Below are 15,588 nucleotides of genomic sequence, written 5' to 3'. Positions count from 1 at the left end.
TCGCTCCCCTAGCGCATCGGAAGGTCGGGCACGGTGGCCGTCGGCGGAAGATCGGCGATCGGGCCCAGACTCCCGATGAAGCCGAGATCTCCGGCCGCCGAGGCGACCGCGCTGCTGGCCGCATCCGCGCGCCCCATGAGATCCATGATCTCCTTGGTGATGTCCCACATCCTGTAGGCCTCGTAGAGGGACGCACCGCCCAGGACCAGGGGGCCGATACCGGCCTCCGGGGTCCCTCCGGCGCCGGTCATCGCGGCCGCGAAAACCATCGCGGCATCGCTGAGGTCCATGATCAGGGACCCTACTACCTTGCCGATCTCGAACATCGCTTCCGCGGAGGTCTGATATCGGTCCGCGGTCTCCTGCAACAAAGGCGTCCATTCGATCATCTTCTTGCCGTTGGTCCAGCAATTGACGATCAATGCGTCGGCCCCGTTGCCACCCCATACCGCGTCGACGCCGAGCGCGTGCCATCGCGAGTTCTCACCCATGTCCCGGACGGCCAGCGCGACATTGTTGAAGACGTCGGCGCATTGACGCACGCCAGTCCAGTCACCGGCGAGTGGCTTCGTCCACTCCTCGAAGACGTCGTACGGCCGGTCGAACACGCCGATCTTCGCGGCAAGCCAGGTCGCTCCCCAGATCGTGTCGCGGATCCCCGAGGTGGGACTCGCGGCGTCCCCTACGGCCGGCGCGTACCGATACTCGTCGGTGTTGTCGTAGTCGGGCAGCGCGGTCAGCCGGGCCTGCGGCTCGAACCGGTCGGTGAAGGCCTGCGCGCCGCCCGGGGTGTCGTAGGAGTACGGGCCGAGCTCGGTGCGATCGACGGTGGCGCCCGGCCAGGAGTCGTCGAGCTTTCCGGCGTTCTCCCGGTCGGTGTTGTCGTACCAGTTCAACGCCGAGGTGATCATGGCCGCGCCGCAGAAGGCGACGTCGTATTCGATCCGATGCAGATAGGTGTGCAGATGATCGACGATCGCCTGGTGACTGCCCCGAGCCTGAGCAAGGAGCCCATGGCCGTAATTCAACGCGGTGTTGGCCTTCACGTAGTCCTGGGCCGCCTTCGCGTCCTGCTCCATCCGCCGGAACGCGGACGGCAGGCCACGCGCCGCGGGGATGTCGACCCAGAACCTCACGCGTGCCCCCGATCACTGGTTACCGGCTTCGCTGATGGGTATAGCCCATGACCAATGCGTATGGCGTAGATCCGGATCGTACTGTCGCATATACGACCCAACCGCGGCTCGGATGCGTACAGTAACTTTCGTGCGGATGACCTTCGAAGTCGGCGTGACCGAACGGCACGTTGTCGAGTTCTATTTCAGCAAGTTCTGGGGCGGCGTCAAGATCACCGTCGACGGAGTCGTCGCCTTGCGCACCGTTCAGCTTCTGTCGTTCAGCGTGGTCAAGAGGTACAACCTCACGGTGGGCACCAGCGAACAGCATGCCGTCACCATCGAGAAACGCCGGGCTCTGCTCTTCTCCGCATTCCGGCAACAGCCGGTCCGCGCCTACGTCGACGGGACGTTGGTCGCTGAAGGCGCCGCATGACCTTCTACTGATTTCCGCCCGACTCATAGGCGCGGCGTGAACCACAGACGTCGGCGACCGGGCAGCGGCGCAGCTGGCCGTCCTCGATCCCGCGGACGGTGACCGACTCCGACGGCGGGTGGCGGGCCACGACACGCCCCTCGGCGCCGTCGGCCGTCTTCACCCGTTCGCCCGGGCGCGGATACGTGTCGCTGCTTCCCGAATACAGCGGGTGCTCATATTTCAGGCAGCACATCAGACGGCCGCACGCGCCCGAGATGCGCAGCGGATTCAGCGGCAGATCCTGATCCTTCGCCATCCGGATGGTGACCGGCTCGAAGTCGGTGAGGAACGTGGCGCAGCACAGATCCCGCCCGCACGAACCGATGCCGCCCTGCACCCGGGCCGAATCCCGCGCGGAGAGCTGGCGCAGCTCCACCCGGCAGTGCAGGGTGGCACCCAGGTCACGGACCAGCGACCGGAAATCCACGCGGTGCGGGGCGGTGAAATAGATCGTCGTCCGGTCCCCGTTCGCCCCGGCCGGATCCAGGACATGATCGACGGCGACCACCTTCATCGGCAGCTCGTGCGCCTTGATCAACTTTTTGGCGGCGACCTTGGCCTCCGCCTTGCGCTTGCGGAGCAGCTCGTCGCGGCGCAGATCGTCGTCCACCGCCAGGCCGAGGATCTTGGGAAAACCGTCGGTCTCCTCGCTGACCCATTGCGGCGGCCAGACGCACTCCGCCACCTCGGGACCGTCATCGGTCGGGACCAAGACCCGGTCGCCGACCGACGGGCTGAACTCACCCGGGTCGAGGTAGTAGAGGCGGCCATACCGGTTGAAGCTGACCGCGCACAGCATGCCCATGGGATCAACCCTACGACCCCGGGACCGGTGCCGACGACACTGCGGCTGCCGCGTACCAAATGCCGGTTTTGAACTACCCGGGCGGGTTGTCGCATAGATGCTGCGCAACCGCCCCAATCGACCCTCGTTGGCCAGTCCCGTAGACGCCGCACCGCCAGCACCATCCCGGCTTCACCCGCCCGCCTCCGCCCTGCCCTGACACCGCCCCGCCGCCGCCTTGCCCTGCCACGAGGCTTCGCCCCGTCTCGTCCCGCCCCGTCTCGTCCCGCCCCGTCTCGTCCCGCCCCGTCTCGTCCCGCCTTGCCTGCCCCGCCTTGCCTGCCCCCGCCTCGAAAGGACTTGCCATGACACCCGCCAGGTCGCTGGCCGCCAGCGTCGCTGCGCTCGGGTTCGCGAGCACGCTCACCGCGCCCCTGCCCGCGCATGCCGCATCGACACTCGCCCCCGCCCCGGCACCGTGCCAGCAAGCCCACCGCTATGCCGCCCAGTCCGAGGCCGAACTGCTCCGCATCGAACGACTCGACCTGCGCCCCACGCCGAACCGGGATCACGGCGCCGGCCTGCCACGCCACGACAGCGGCGAACGCCCGTCGATCGCCCCCACGGAAAGCGCCGGCGAGGTCCTGCAGCAGCTCACCCCCGACGATCCGGCCGCCACCGCCGGCAGCGGCAGCCCGGACAGCCCCGCCGCCGGAGAGGACGCGGACAGCGCGGACACATCCGACGCCACGGCCATGCCCGCACCGGGCGTCGTCCCCGCGGCCTACCACCCCGGCCACCGCGCCCGGTCCGGCCTTGACGCCGCCGGCAACCGCGACGTCCGCTGGAAGCGTGACGCCGCCGGCAACCGCGACGTCCGCTGGCAGCGTGACGCTGCCTACAACCGCGAGGTCCGCTGGAGGCTTGACGCCCTCGACAGCAGCCACGCCGACCGCGACGCCCGCATCGAGCTCGGCAAACCCGGCGCCACGGGCGGCGGCGACGCCAACGGCGACACGAGGCCGGCGACCGCCGGTGCCGGCGACACGACACAGGTGATCGGCGGCGTCGGGGTCGGCGACGCCCGAAGCGTCATGATCGCCGACGGTCCGGTGAAGTCCGCCGCCGCTGCCCAGACCCTGGACGGCCGGGTCGCCGGCGCTCCCGCCGCCGAGCAGGTGTTGCAGCAGACGCCGCCGACCCACTCCGGACCGGTCGAGCAGCACACCGCCGCCGAACGTCTCGGCCCGATCCAGACCGGCACGACGACGTTGTCCGCCCACGCCCGCTGGACCGACGCGATGGCCTGCGCCGCAACCGCCGGCGAAACCTCCCGCGCGGCGACCGCCCTCGACCGGGTCACGCTGACCGGGGCCACCGGCGAGCTGATCCGCGTCCCGGCGAAGTCCTCTACCATCAGCAACACCGCCCTGACCGGCCACGGCACCACCGCGAAGGCGGTCGCTTCGGCAACCGTCAGGGCCGCCGAGTTCACCCTGGCCGGCGGCGAGATCCACGTCCGGGTCCTCCGCGCCCCCTCGCTGCAGGTATCCATGTCAGCCGCCACCGGCGGCGAGGTCCGCTATCAACCCGCGGCCGTCGAGATCTCCGGCCCGCATTTCCCGCGTACGCGGTTGAGCACGGCCACCGACCACGCAGACATCACGGTCAGCGACGCAGCCCGGCCCACGGAGTCCGCCACCGTCCCGGTCCTCCCGTCCCGGGGTCCGGCACTGCCGTCGATCCCGAATCTCCCCGTTCCCTCCCCCACCACCGGCCCCGGTTCCAGTACCGGAACCTCGGCCCGGTCCTCCGACAAGACCTCCACCCGAGCCGGCAACGGACCTGACGCCGGCGGAACGGTTGCCCGCGGCCCGGTGTTGGAGAGCGCTCCGGCCGGACAAGCCCTCGTCCGTATCTCCCTGGGTGACGTCCGGCAGGCATCGAAGGGCCACGCCTTGGCCGCCCGAGCCACTGCCATCAAGATCGCCGTCCTGCGCTCCCAACACTCCTCGAAGGACCGCGGCAACCCCGGCTACGAATCATCCGCGGTGATCGCCAACCTGGGAGTCGGCATCCTGGAAGCCGCCGCCGTAGCCCCCGAACAAGGCAAACGCACCCTGGAATCCGGAGTCCAGGGCGGCACCCTTCCGGTAACCGGCCCCCGCTCGGCCCCACTGTTCATCACCGGCGCCGGCCTGCTCATCGGCGGCCTCTGCGCCTTTCTCCTCGGCACCCGTCGCCGCCGCCCGACCCCGTAACACCCACCACCGCCACCCACACCCGGGCACCCGCTGCACCACGACCCCGGGGTCGTGGTGCAGCGCCACAACCCCGGATCCCAAGCTGCACCACGACACCGAATCCCAAGCTGCACCACGACACCGGATTTCAAGCTGCACCACGACACCGGATCCCAAGCTGCACCACGACACCGGATTTCAAGCTGCACCACGACACCGGATCCCAAGCTGCACCACGACACCGGATTTCAAGCTGCGCCACGACCCCGGGGGTCGCAACCCTGCGCCGCGACCCCCGGGTCGCGAGCCGGTCAAGACCCGGGTCGCACCGGCTTTCCGGGGTCGGCGCGGCGCCAGATCTGGCGCGGGGCGTAGCCGTCACGGCGCAGCCAGTGTTCGGTGTAGACGATCCGGTCCGGGTCGAGGACGACGAGCGTCTCAGCCGGCGGTTCGCTGAGGAGACGCCCGCGTTCGGCGTGCTCGTTCTCCCAGCGGAAGGCCTCCCAGTAGGGCACCTGCCCGGGGTCGCCCGGCCCGAGCACCCGGGCTCGGCCGAAGAGCTGCGCCCCTCGGCTGCTGGCCAAGCCGACCAGCGGCGCGAAGATCCCGAAGGACACCCTTGGGTCATCAGCGATGTTCCGCATCTTCGGCGACCGGGGCGACGCCGTGAACATCACCGCCAGATCCAACGAGTAGTACCGCACCGGCGTGGCCACCGGCCCCTGCCCACCGGCAGTGGCGAGCACACCCATGTTCTGACTGGAGAACAGGTTGCGGATCCGCTCCTCAAGCCGGTCCTTCGGCAACCGCCGGTCCGGCACGTCCCCGGCCAGCCACGGATTGTTCAACGGCATCGACGAACCATAGCGACCCTTGGACTCCCGGCGGCGACGGGCAAGCATCTCAGCGCGGCGAATCCGGGAGTGTCAGCGGCCCCTGAGACCACATCGGGACGGCAACCATCCGTCCTGCAAGACGACCCCGGGATGGGGCGCCGGCGTGCGGACGGACGACTTCAGGTCGACTGTGGAGTTGTCAAAGATGAGGAGTCGTCGAGGAGATTCTCGGCGCGGTCGTAGCTGTCGGCGATGGTGCGGAGCACGTGGGTGGCAATGGCAGCGGCGGCGCGGGTTTCCGCGGGCTGCGGGAAACCGCTGCTCACGGTGACCGTCAAAGCCTCGGCGGAGTTCAGGCTGTCGGCCAGGGCGTAGGCCAGCGCGGCGCGGGTGTGCGTCATCCAGTCGTGCAGGGCGCCGGCCAGGTCGGCCGTGGCGGTCATCCGGCGGGACAGGCTGTCGGGGCCGACGTTGAGCTGCTCGGCGGTGCGGCGGCGGGTGGCCTCGTAAGCTTCGGCGGCGTGGCCCGTCCAGGTGGTGGCCAGCGGCAGGGCGTCAGCGGTGTCCGCGCAGACCCGGGCCTGTGCGCGGAGCTCGGGGACGGCGTCGGCCAGCGCGGCCGGATGCAGGGCGGCGACCGCGCGGACCGCGTCGCCGGGTAGCAACCGGACCCGGCGCAGCTCGGGCCAGACATCGTGGCCGGCCGGCGCACCGACCGACGTGAGCAGTTGATCGACCCGGCTGAGCAGCGGATCCGCAACGGTCAGAAGTTGATCGAGCCGGTCCATCAGAAACCTCGCCGCACAGGGTCGCGCCACCCCGTCGACGCCACCGCGGAGGCCCACCGAGCCGATCGCCGCACACGTGGCAGCGAACGCCGGGGAGGCAAAGCGCACGAAAGCGGGCGCGAACGAGGCAAAAGGCGCGGAAGCAAACACGGACCAGGCAAGACGCCCGGGCGCGGACGTGAGCCAGACAGGACGCCCAGGAGCGGGCGAGGCAAGACGCGCGGAAGCGAGCGTGGGCCGCGCATCAGAGACCTCGCAGCAGGCGGTGACGAACGGACTCGTCAGTCTGGCTGTAGTCCCGGGAGGTGCTGCGGACGGACTGGGCCAGATCGGTCAGGCGCCCGGACAGACCGGCCGCCTCGTCGGCGCGGGCCTGGAGCACCGCGGCCCACCTCTCGTGCAGGCGGTGGCCGAGCCGGCCGGGCCGGCCGACATCGTCGGCGCCGAACGCCCCGGGTCCGGGCAGCAGGTGGGGCGCCCGTCGGTCGATGGTGCTCAGTTCGGCGGCCGCCTGGTCGATCCGGTCGGCGATGCGGTCCATGTCAGTGGTCCTCCAGGGAGCGGAACGCGCCGAAGACCTCGGCGTGCAGCTTGTCACGAGCCCAGCGGGCGGCCTCGGTGGCGCTGGCGATGACGGCCCGCAGCTCACGGGAGAACTCGGCGGCGGTGCGCTTGACGAACTCGCCCTGCACCCGGACATCCACGATCTCGCCGGTCGCGGTGACCACCACCTCGATGGTCTGGTCGGGTGAGTGCACCGAGACCTGGTGCGTCGCCACGGCCTTGTCGAACTCGGCACGCAGGCCCTCGACGCGCCGGTAGCGATCGATCGCCTCATCGATCCACGTCTCGTCGATCTCTCGGGCCATGCACCTGGCTCCTCACCGCGCGTCACGTTGCCGTCGCGTTCCGGCCATGAATCTACCGGCCTTTCGCAGCTCGCGGAGTCCTCTGTGGATAACTTCCGGTGCGGCACCCGGCGTCACCCTGACACCGGTTGCTGAGCACGGTGCGTCAGTGCTGGCCGGACGCCTGGTGGAGGACCCGGGCCGAGGACCGGCCGGCGGAGGTGGGGCGGCACAGACACCCGGCGACGGCGTGGTGTCACCCGGCGGGGACGACCGGTCCGAGGAATGTCGGAGGGTGGCCATACCATCGGCGGGTGAGTTCGCATGACGTGTTCTCCGACCTGGTGGGCCAGGCGGAGCCGGTGGAGACGCTGCGCCGGGCAGCCGGGGCGGCGGCCCGGGTGGTCGCCGGGGAGCAGGTGGCCAGCGGCGCGATGACGCACGCGTGGATCTTCACCGGGCCGGCGGGCGCGGGGCGGTCGGTGGCGGCGCGGGCGTTCGCGGCGGCGCTGCAGTGTGAGCGCGGCGGCAGCGGGTGCGGGGAGTGTCACGGGTGCCACACCGTGCTGGGTCGGACTCATGCCGACGTGCGGTTCGTGGCGCCGGAGGGGTTGTCGATCGGGGTCAACGAGATGCGCGCCCTGGTGCTGCGCGCGGCGACCGCGCCGTCCGGTGGCCGATGGCAGGTGGTGGTGATCGAGGATGCCGACCGGCTCACCGAGGCGGCCGGCAACGCGCTGCTGAAGGCGATCGAGGAGCCGCCACCGCGGACGGTGTTCCTGCTGTGCACGCCGTCGACGCATCCGGACGACATCTCGGTGACGATCCGGTCCCGGTGCCGACTGGTGGCGCTGCGCCAGCCGCCGGCCGACACGGTGGCCGCGGCGCTGGTCGAGCGGGACGGGATGGCACCGGACACGGCGGCCTGGGCGGCCGCGGCGGCACAGGGGGACATCGTCCGGGCGCGGCTGCTGGCGGCCGATCCGGAGGCGCGGGCCCGGCGGGAGGCGGTGCTGGCGGTGCCGAAAAGGCTGACCGGGGTGGGCGCCGCGTTCGAGATCGCGGCGGGCCTGGTGGCCGCGGCCAAGGCGGAGGCCGCCGGGAGTGTGGCCGAGTCCGACGCGAGTGAGCGGTCGGCGCTGGAGCAGGCGCTCGGCGCGGGCGGCACCGGCCGCGGGGCGGCGGGCGCGATGCGGGGCGCGGCCGGTCAGATCAAGGACCTGGAGAAGAGGCAGAAGTCGCGGGCCACCCGGGCGCAGCGGGACGCGCTGGACCGGGCGCTGGTCGACCTGGCCGGGTTCTATCGGGATGTGCTGGTCACGGCGATGCGGGCGCCGGTTGCGGTGGTGCACGGCGATGTCGCGCAGCAGTCCGGGGCGGCCGCCCGGAAGTGGACCGCGGAGAGCACGCTGCGGCGGCTGGAGGCGGTCCTGGCCTGTCGCGATGCGATCAACGCGAACGTGAAGCCGGAAATCGCCGTCGAGGCCATGATGCTGACCCTCTGGAAAGGCTGACCACGCGAAAGGCCGGCAGCGGGCAGCAGCGGGATGCGGCCGGTAAAGGCAGGAGCGGGAAAAGGAGGCTGCGCCGGCGGACGGGGCCGGCGCAGCCTGGCACAGGGATGAGGGGACGGCAGTCAGCGCCGAGCGATCAGGAACGTCTCCCGCAGGGTGCGATAGGCCGGCTTCGGCTCGAAGGTCTCGGTCATCGGCGTCGCCGACCCCTGACCGTCGAAGACGCCCGGCACCCAGGAGTACTTGTCGCTGAAGCCCCACACCGTGTACGAGATGCAGTGTTCGGCCAGCAGGCAGGCCCGCAGCAGCAGCCCGAAGCCCTCGCTCTGCCCCGCCACCTCCGCGGTGTCCGCCGGCAGCTGCATCCGCACGTCGACCTCAGTGAACGCGGTTTTCACGCCGAGCCGGTCGAAGCGTCGTACGTTGTCCGCCGCGGTGATCGGCAGGTCGTACTGCAGGGCCAGATGTCCCTGGATGCCGAAGCCCTGCACCGGGACGCCCTGCCCGCGCAGCTTCTTGATCAGTGCGTAGTAGGCGTCGCTCTTGGCGTTGAGCCCTTCGACGTTGTAGTCGTTGAGGAACAGGATTGCTTTCGGGTCGGCTTGATGCGCCCACCGGAACGCGTCGGCGATGTAGTCGGGTCCGAGTGCCCGCAGCCACAGGGTGTCACGGAGGGTGCCGTCCTCGTTGAACACCTCGTTCGCGACGTCCCAGGCCCAGATCTTGCCTTTGAAGTGCCCGACCTCGGCGAAGATGTGCTGCCGCAGCAGCGTGCGCAGCTGCGCGGGGGTGTACGCACTTTCGGTCAGCCAGGACGGGTTCTGGTTGTGCCAGACGAGGGTGTGCCCGCGGACGAGCTGGCCGTGGTGACGGGCGAAGTCGACGAGCTGGTCGGCGGCCGCCCAGTCGTGGACGCCGGGTTGCGGTTCGACGGCCTCCCACTTCATCACGTTCTCCGGGGTGACCGTGTCGAATTCGCGCGCGACCGTCGCCTGGTAGGGCGCGTCGGCGGCGAGCGCCGTCATGTCGACGGCGGTGCCGATGCGCACTCCGGTGCCCCGGGCAGCGGCCCGCAACGAGCCGGGGTCAAGGGCGGAAAGGACGGATCGGGCGGACGTGGCGGAGGGTCGCGGGGAGGCCACCGCCCGCAGGGGTGCGGAGCCGGCCACCACCAGGCCCACCGCGAGGAGCACGGCGATACGAGTGGATCTCATCTGAAGTGCCTCCGAAACTTACGGTGACATGCCGAAACGTTATGCACGATGCATGTCCCGCGTCAACGATGTCCATTGATGAACATCGGAGCATTCGGATGGCGCGGCAGCCGATATTCCGCCCTTGACGCCATAGATCGACAGCTCTAGGTTACAGAGACCTGTCGCAACAGTTTCCGAAACTTTCGGACGACGGTAAAAGGCGACGGTAAAGAAACGATACGAGACGCGGCGACTAAGCGGAGGAGGAGGACGGGCTGGCGGCGGGCCGGCTCGCGAGCAGCCCCGACATCCGATCCACCACCATCTCCGCCAGATCTCCGGCCGGCCGCGCCGCATCCAGCACCAGATACCGCTTCGGGTCCGCCGCCGCCAGGTCGAGGAACGCATACCGCACCCGGTCGTGGAACGCCTGCGATTCGCTCTCCAGCCGGTCCACGCCCGCACCCCGCGCACTGGCCCGCTTCAGCCCGATCGCCGGGTCCACGTCGAGCAGCACCACCAGGTCCGGTTTCAGCCCGCCGGTCGCCCAGGAGGACAGCCAGGAGATCTCCTGCACCGGCAGCGTCCGCCCGGCCCCCTGATAGGCCAGTGACGAGTCCACGTACCGGTCGCTGATCACCACGGCGCCCCGGGCCAGCGCCGGCCGCACCACGGTCGCCACATGATGGGCCCGGTCCGCCGCGTAGAGCAGCGCTTCGGCCCGCGGCGACGGCCCGTCCTCGGAGTGGTCGAGCACCAGCCCGCGGATCCGGCCGCCGAGGTCGGTGGCTCCCGGTTCCCGGGTCACCACCACGTCGCGCCCTTCGGCGCGCAGCACGTCGGCCAGCCGGTCCACCTGGGTGGATTTCCCGGCCCCCTCGCCGCCCTCGAAGACCACGAACAGCCCGCTGCGCAGGAACTCCTCGGCCGGCGTGAGCGGCCGGCCGCGGACCGACCCGATCAGGTCGGCCAGGATCGGCACGCCCTTCTTGTCGTCCATCTGCCGGAACGACCCGATCCCGACCCAGATCCCGATCGCGCCGGCGACCAGCAGCAGCACCCGGGTGGACGAGATGTCGAAGTGCACCGGGCCCAGGTTGACCCGGCGGGAGCTGCCCAGGCCGACGAGCAGGCCGGCCAGGGTGATGGCGAGCAGCAGCACCATCCGGACGCCGATCTGCACGACGGCGAAGACCCGGCCGCGGACCGTGTCGTCGACCTCGCCGTAGAGCAGCGTGGTGCCCGCCAGGAACGCCATGCCGGCGCCGGCGCCGACGAGCAGCGCACCGACCAGGGCCATGGACAGGTGGAAGGCCAGGCCGAGGAACATCACCGAGCCGCTGGCCAGGACGATGTTCATGCCGAACCAGCGGCGCCGGGAGAGCTCCTTGACGATCATCGGACCGAGCCCGATACCGACCGCCAGGCCCAGGAAGATGGTGCCGAAGAGCAGGTAGAAGGCGGCTTCGCCGGCGCCCAGCGAGGTGGCGTAGGTGCGGGCCGCGCCGATCACCACGCCGCCGGCCGCAAACGCGCCGAAGATGCCCAGTACCAGGCCGCGGACCAGCGGGGTGCGACCGATGTATTTCCAGCCGTCCAGGAACTGGTGGAACATGCTCTGCTCGGCGGCCTGCTGGCGTTCGGCGCTCTTGCCGCCGATCTCCCGGATGCCGAAGAACACGGTGAGCGCGGTGGCCAGCCGGGACAGCGCGTTCATGTACAGCGCGAGCTGGACCGGCTGCGCCCAGGCGGGCAGCGAGACGCCGGAGTGCTGCACCCCGGCGGTCAACGCGGACAGGGTCAGGGCGCCCAGGATCGGCGTGATGCCGTACGTCGTGACCAGGGTCAGCTGGTTCGACACCTCGATCTGGGACTTGTGGTGGAGCAGGTTGGGGACCGCCGCCTCCTTGGCCGGGATCCAGATCAGGGTGATCGTCTCGCCGATGAAGGTGGCGATGGTGGCCCACGTGACGGTCAGCGCGGGTGAGCCGCCGAGCAGCGGCACCAGCGGGATCGACCCGTAGAACACGAACCGGATCAGGTCGGTGATCACCATCGTGTAGCGCCGGTCGAACCGGTCGGCGAACACCCCGGCGATCGGGCCGAGCAGCAGCGCCGGCAGCAGGCGGACGGCGATCGTGCCGCCGAACGCCGCGCCCTGCGCCGCCGAGTTGCTGAACTGGGCGGAGGCGAACAGGCCGGTGGCGAGCAGGCCGATCCAGTCGCCGAACGAGGCGGCGCCGAGCACCAGCCAGAGGCGGCGGAACGGCCGGATCCGGAGGACGGAGCGCAGCGCGGCCGCACCCGTGAGGTCGACCGGTGCGGTCTCCTGGCGGCTTTCCGTGTTGATGGCCCCTACCTCCCCGTGGTCACTGCTCGGGGAGCACTGTATCCGCCCGCCCTGGTCATCGGGGGTTCCCACCATCGGGTAAGCCAGAGATGAATGTCTTTCGCGTTGGTCGGGATCGAGATAGCGTGCCGGTGTGCTCACTGACCGCGATGCCCTGCGCCAGCGCCTGGAGCGCGCCACCGACCACCTGGAGACCCCGGTCGCCGCGGTGGACCTGGCTGCCTTCGACGACAACGCGGACCGGCTGACCGCCCGGGCGGCGGGCAAGCCGATCCGGGTGGCGAGCAAGTCGGTGCGCTGCCGGGCGCTGCTGGAGCGGGTGCTGGCCCGCCCCGGCTGGCACGGTGTGATGGCTTACACACTGCCGGAGGCGATCTGGCTGGTCCGGTCCGGAGTGACCGACGACGTGCTGGTCGCCTACCCGACCGCGCACCGGGCCGCGCTGCGCGAGCTGGCCGGCGACGAAAGCCTGGCCGCCGCCATCTCGATCATGGTGGATCACCCGGCCCAGCTGGACCTCGTCGACCAGGTGACCGGTCCCGGCGACCGCGCCACCGTCCGGCTCTGCATGGATCTGGACGCCTCCTGGAAACCGGCCGCGGCGCTGCACGTCGGCGTCCGCCGTTCCCCGGTGCACTCCGCGGTCCAGGCCGGCGAGCTGGCCCGCACGATCGCCGCCCGGCCCGGGTTCCGGCTGGTCGGGCTGATGTCCTACGAGGCGCACATCGCCGGGGTCGGTGACGATCCGCCGGGGCAGGCGCTCCGCGCCCGCGCCATCCGGCTGATGCAGAGCCGGGCCTTCCCCGAGCTGCTGCGGCGCCGGGCCGCGGCGGTGCGGGCCGTCCGGGAACATGCCGATCTGCGGTACGTCAACGGCGGCGGGACCGGCAGTGTCGCAGCGACCAGCGCCGACCCGTCGGTCACCGAGGTCACCGCCGGTTCGGGGCTGTACGGCCCGACCCTGTTCGACGCCTATCGCAACTGGCGGCCCACCCCGGCGGCGTTCTTCGCCCTGTCGGTGGTGCGCCGTCCAGCTCCGCGGATCGCCACCGTGCTGGGCGGTGGCTGGATCGCCTCCGGCCCGGCCGAAACCTCCCGGCTGCCCCAGCCGTACCTGCCGGCCGGCCTGGCGTTCAAGGCCGACGAGGGTCCGGGCGAGGTGCAGACCCCGCTGCTCGGCGAGGCCGCCGAGGTTCTGCGCCCGGGCGACCGGGTGTGGTTCCGGCACGCCAAGGCCGGCGAGATGTGCGAGCACGTCAACGAGGTGCACCTGATCGACGGCGACCGCAGCACGCCGGCCCCGACGTACCGGGGCGAGGGTCATGCTTTCCTGGGCTGACTCAGGCCTGCACGTGCCGGTGCAGGTACTCCCGGATCAGTGCCTTCACCTCGGTGAGCACCGCCTCGTCGCCGGACGGGTCGCGCCGGAAGGCCAGCTTGATCAGCGCGTCGGCCGCCTCCACCGAGATCTGCAGCGCGAACCGCACCCGGTTCCGGTCGACCAGGCGGAACTGGTCGGTCAGCAGCTCGGCCAGGCGCTCGGCGATCACCGCGTTGTTGTCCCGGTCGGAGTCGAGCAGGTGCAGGTCGACGACGTCGCCGAAGTGCAGCGTGCGGAAACCGGGAACGCTACGGTGCATGTGGATGTAACCGTCTATGGCCGCGTCCACCGCGTCCCACCAGTGGGCGAACGTCTCCGACGCGAACCGGTCGGAGAGGCTCTGCAGATACGCGTCCATGTTGCGCAGTGCCAGGGCCTGCACGATGGCCCGCTTGTCCGGGAAGAACTGGTAGACCGAGCCGATGGCGACCTCGGCCCGCTCGGCCAGCAGCGTCGTGGTCAGGCCCTCATAGCCCACCTCGTCCACCAGCTCGGCGCAGGCATCGAGCATGCGTTGAACTCGGGCAACGCTTCTGCCCTGCACCGGAACCCGCCGCAGCGGTCCGGTGCTGACGGTTGGTGTCGACACGCGTCGCCACTCCCTCTCAGCAGTGAGATTCGTTCACGACGACGGAATTCATACCTGGTCATGAATAAATCTCAGTGATAAATCGAACGTTACTCGGATCAACGAGCGAGGCGCATCGACGGGACGCCAGGTGCTGGTGTCCGCTCGGACGGAGGACAAGAGCCGGAATGACTACACCCGTGAACGCCCGCCGGTGGACGAACTGGGGACAGAATCAGGAGTCGGTCGCGGAGGTGCTCGCGCCGGCGGGTATCGACGAGGTGGCCGCCATGGTGACCGCCGCGGCGCAGGCCGGGCGCCGGATCAAGACGGTCGGCACCGGGCACTCGTTCACCGCGATCGCGGTCGCCGAGGACCAGCGGATGCTGCTGCACCGGATGACCGATCTGGTCGCGGTCGACGGGCCGCTGGTGACCGTGCAGGCCGGGATGCCGCTGTCGGTGCTCAACGCGGTGCTCGCCCAGCACGGGCTGGCCATGCCGAACCTGGGTGACATCGACGTGCAGACGGTGGCCGGGGCCATCTCCACGGCGACCCACGGGACCGGCATCGGGCACGGGACGCTCGCCTCCTGCGTGGAGGCGGTCACCCTGGTCACCGCGGCCGGCAAGGTCGAGCGGTACGACCCGGGCTCTCCGGAGTTCCCCGCGGTCCGCGCCGGGCTGGGCGCGCTCGGCGTGCTGGTCGAGGTGACACTGCGCTGCGTGCCGGCGTTCACCCTGCTGGCCGACGAGAAGCCGATGGCGCTTGCCGACGTGCTGGCCGGGGTCGAGGAGTGGGTGGACGGCAACGACCACGTGGAGTTCTTCTGGTATCCGTACACCGACCGGGCCAGCGTGAAGATCAACAATCGGGTGCCGGAGCACGATCGGCCGCTGTCGCGGTTCCGCGGCTGGCTCGACGACGACTTCCTGTCCAACACGGTGTTCCAGGGCGTCTGCAAGGTCGGGCAGCGGTTCCCAGGATCGGTGCGGACGATCAGCTCGCTGACCGCGCGCGCGTTGAGCGCCCGGAGTTACACCGACCGCTCGGATCGGGTGTTCTGCTCGCCGCGCCGGGTCACATTCACCGAGATGGAGTACGAGATCCCGCGCGCCGCCCTGCCCGAGGTGATCGACGCGCTGCCCCGGCTGATCGACGCGTTGCCGTTCAAGGTGCTGTTCCCGGTCGAGGTGCGGTTCACCGGGCCGGACGACGTCTGGCTGTCGCACGGCTACGGGCGGGAATCCGCCTACATCGCGGTGCACCAGTTCCGGGGCAGCCCGTACGAGCCGTATTTCAAGGCGCTAGAGGCGCTCTGCGAGCCGCTGGGCGGGCGGCCGCACTGGGGCAAGATGCATTATCGGTCCGCGGCGGATCTGCGACCCGCGTACCCCCGATTCGACGATTTCCTGGCCGTGCGGGACCGCCTCGACCCGGCCCGGGTCTTCACCAACGCGTACCTGGACCGGGTGCTCGGCGCCTGA

14 protein-coding genes are annotated in these 15,588 nt (G+C 70.5%); 5 read left to right on the top strand and 9 right to left on the bottom strand.

What is annotated here, in order from left to right; all coding sequences use genetic code 11:
* Window positions 1–8: 8 nt before the first annotated feature.
* Window positions 9–1,136: a hypothetical protein gene (locus ACSP50_RS02000; RefSeq protein ID WP_014687480.1), complete on the bottom strand. Its 1,128-nt coding sequence runs from the start codon at window positions 1,134–1,136 to the stop codon at window positions 9–11.
* A gap of 136 nt (window positions 1,137–1,272) precedes the next feature.
* Between ACSP50_RS02000 and ACSP50_RS01995 the strand changes: the two genes are divergently transcribed.
* Window positions 1,273–1,551 carry a hypothetical protein gene (locus ACSP50_RS01995; protein ID WP_369793939.1) on the top strand — a complete coding sequence of 93 codons (279 nt, stop codon included), beginning with the start codon at window positions 1,273–1,275 and terminating at the stop codon, window positions 1,549–1,551.
* Between the two features lie 4 nt (window positions 1,552–1,555).
* On the opposite strand, the gene ACSP50_RS01990 is transcribed toward ACSP50_RS01995, so the two are convergent.
* Complete coding sequence (locus ACSP50_RS01990) at window positions 1,556–2,398, bottom strand: regulatory iron-sulfur-containing complex subunit RicT (protein ID WP_014687478.1); 843 nt, start codon at window positions 2,396–2,398, stop codon at window positions 1,556–1,558.
* A gap of 344 nt (window positions 2,399–2,742) precedes the next feature.
* On the opposite strand from ACSP50_RS01990, the gene ACSP50_RS01985 reads away from it, so the two are divergent.
* Window positions 2,743–4,638: a hypothetical protein gene (locus ACSP50_RS01985; RefSeq protein WP_014687477.1), complete on the top strand. Its 1,896-nt coding sequence runs from the start codon at window positions 2,743–2,745 to the stop codon at window positions 4,636–4,638.
* Window positions 4,639–4,931: 293 nt separating this feature from the next.
* Here the strand turns inward: ACSP50_RS01985 and ACSP50_RS01980 are convergent, their stop codons facing one another.
* The 4 genes from ACSP50_RS01980 to ACSP50_RS01965 all read right to left on the bottom strand — a co-directional run bounded on the left by ACSP50_RS01980 (window position 4,932) and on the right by ACSP50_RS01965 (window position 7,113).
* Entirely contained in the window at window positions 4,932–5,474 is a 543-nt protein-coding gene (locus tag ACSP50_RS01980; RefSeq protein ID WP_043510692.1) for a pyridoxamine 5'-phosphate oxidase family protein, read from the bottom strand.
* 161 nt (window positions 5,475–5,635) lie between these two features.
* A complete protein-coding gene (locus ACSP50_RS01975) occupies window positions 5,636–6,244 on the bottom strand; it encodes a hypothetical protein (protein WP_014687475.1) in 609 nt (202 codons plus the stop codon).
* A gap of 244 nt (window positions 6,245–6,488) precedes the next feature.
* A complete protein-coding gene (locus ACSP50_RS01970; protein WP_014687474.1) occupies window positions 6,489–6,785 on the bottom strand; it encodes a hypothetical protein in 297 nt (98 codons plus the stop codon).
* Window position 6,786: 1 nt separating this feature from the next.
* Window positions 6,787–7,113, bottom strand: a complete 327-nt coding sequence (locus ACSP50_RS01965; protein WP_014687473.1) for a YbaB/EbfC family nucleoid-associated protein — start codon at window positions 7,111–7,113, stop codon at window positions 6,787–6,789.
* A 293-nt stretch (window positions 7,114–7,406) separates the two neighbouring features.
* On the opposite strand from ACSP50_RS01965, the gene ACSP50_RS01960 reads away from it, so the two are divergent.
* Entirely contained in the window at window positions 7,407–8,606 is a 1,200-nt protein-coding gene (locus tag ACSP50_RS01960; protein ID WP_043510689.1) for a DNA polymerase III subunit delta', read from the top strand.
* A gap of 122 nt (window positions 8,607–8,728) precedes the next feature.
* Here ACSP50_RS01960 and ACSP50_RS01955 read toward each other — a convergent pair whose 3' ends face one another.
* A complete protein-coding gene (locus ACSP50_RS01955; RefSeq protein ID WP_014687471.1) occupies window positions 8,729–9,820 on the bottom strand; it encodes an endo-1,4-beta-xylanase in 1,092 nt (363 codons plus the stop codon).
* 235 nt (window positions 9,821–10,055) lie between these two features.
* The gene (tmk, locus tag ACSP50_RS01950) at window positions 10,056–12,227 is read right to left on the bottom strand and encodes a dTMP kinase (RefSeq protein WP_014687470.1); all 2,172 of its coding nucleotides are present in this window, start codon (window positions 12,225–12,227) and stop codon (window positions 10,056–10,058) included.
* 58 nt (window positions 12,228–12,285) lie between these two features.
* Between tmk and ACSP50_RS01945 the strand changes: the two genes are divergently transcribed.
* Window positions 12,286–13,491: an amino acid deaminase/aldolase gene (locus ACSP50_RS01945; RefSeq protein ID WP_014687469.1), complete on the top strand. Its 1,206-nt coding sequence runs from the start codon at window positions 12,286–12,288 to the stop codon at window positions 13,489–13,491.
* A 1-nt stretch (window position 13,492) separates the two neighbouring features.
* Here the strand turns inward: ACSP50_RS01945 and ACSP50_RS01940 are convergent, their stop codons facing one another.
* On the bottom strand, window positions 13,493–14,122 hold the full coding sequence (locus ACSP50_RS01940) for a TetR family transcriptional regulator (protein WP_043510687.1): 630 nt from the start codon (window positions 14,120–14,122) through the stop codon (window positions 13,493–13,495).
* A 167-nt stretch (window positions 14,123–14,289) separates the two neighbouring features.
* On the opposite strand from ACSP50_RS01940, the gene ACSP50_RS01935 reads away from it, so the two are divergent.
* A complete protein-coding gene (locus ACSP50_RS01935) occupies window positions 14,290–15,588 on the top strand; it encodes a D-arabinono-1,4-lactone oxidase (RefSeq protein ID WP_014687467.1) in 1,299 nt (432 codons plus the stop codon).

The organism is Actinoplanes sp. SE50/110 (assembly GCF_900119315.1).
Classification (GTDB): Bacteria; Actinomycetota; Actinomycetes; order Mycobacteriales; family Micromonosporaceae; genus Actinoplanes.
The sequence above is the reverse complement of the archived record's forward strand: the minus strand, read 5'-3'. Positions and strand labels throughout refer to the sequence as shown.

What these genes read in the sequence shown, in the direction of transcription:
- ACSP50_RS01955 (WP_014687471.1), bottom strand. Translation starts at nt 9,820, where the DNA reads ATGAGATCCACTCGTATCGCCGTGCTCCTCGCGGTGGGCCTGGTGGTG.
- ACSP50_RS01975 (WP_014687475.1), bottom strand. Translation starts at nt 6,244, where the DNA reads ATGGACCGGCTCGATCAACTTCTGACCGTTGCGGATCCGCTGCTCAGC.
- ACSP50_RS01970 (WP_014687474.1), bottom strand. Translation starts at nt 6,785, where the DNA reads ATGGACCGCATCGCCGACCGGATCGACCAGGCGGCCGCCGAACTGAGC.
- ACSP50_RS01990 (WP_014687478.1), bottom strand. Translation starts at nt 2,398, where the DNA reads ATGGGCATGCTGTGCGCGGTCAGCTTCAACCGGTATGGCCGCCTCTAC.
- ACSP50_RS01985 (WP_014687477.1), top strand. Translation starts at nt 2,743, where the DNA reads ATGACACCCGCCAGGTCGCTGGCCGCCAGCGTCGCTGCGCTCGGGTTC.
- ACSP50_RS01995 (WP_369793939.1), top strand. Translation starts at nt 1,273, where the DNA reads ATGACCTTCGAAGTCGGCGTGACCGAACGGCACGTTGTCGAGTTCTAT.
- ACSP50_RS01965 (WP_014687473.1), bottom strand. Translation starts at nt 7,113, where the DNA reads ATGGCCCGAGAGATCGACGAGACGTGGATCGATGAGGCGATCGATCGC.
- ACSP50_RS01980 (WP_043510692.1), bottom strand. Translation starts at nt 5,474, where the DNA reads ATGCCGTTGAACAATCCGTGGCTGGCCGGGGACGTGCCGGACCGGCGG.
- tmk (WP_014687470.1), bottom strand. Translation starts at nt 12,227, where the DNA reads ATGGTGGGAACCCCCGATGACCAGGGCGGGCGGATACAGTGCTCCCCG.
- ACSP50_RS01935 (WP_014687467.1), top strand. Translation starts at nt 14,290, where the DNA reads ATGACTACACCCGTGAACGCCCGCCGGTGGACGAACTGGGGACAGAAT.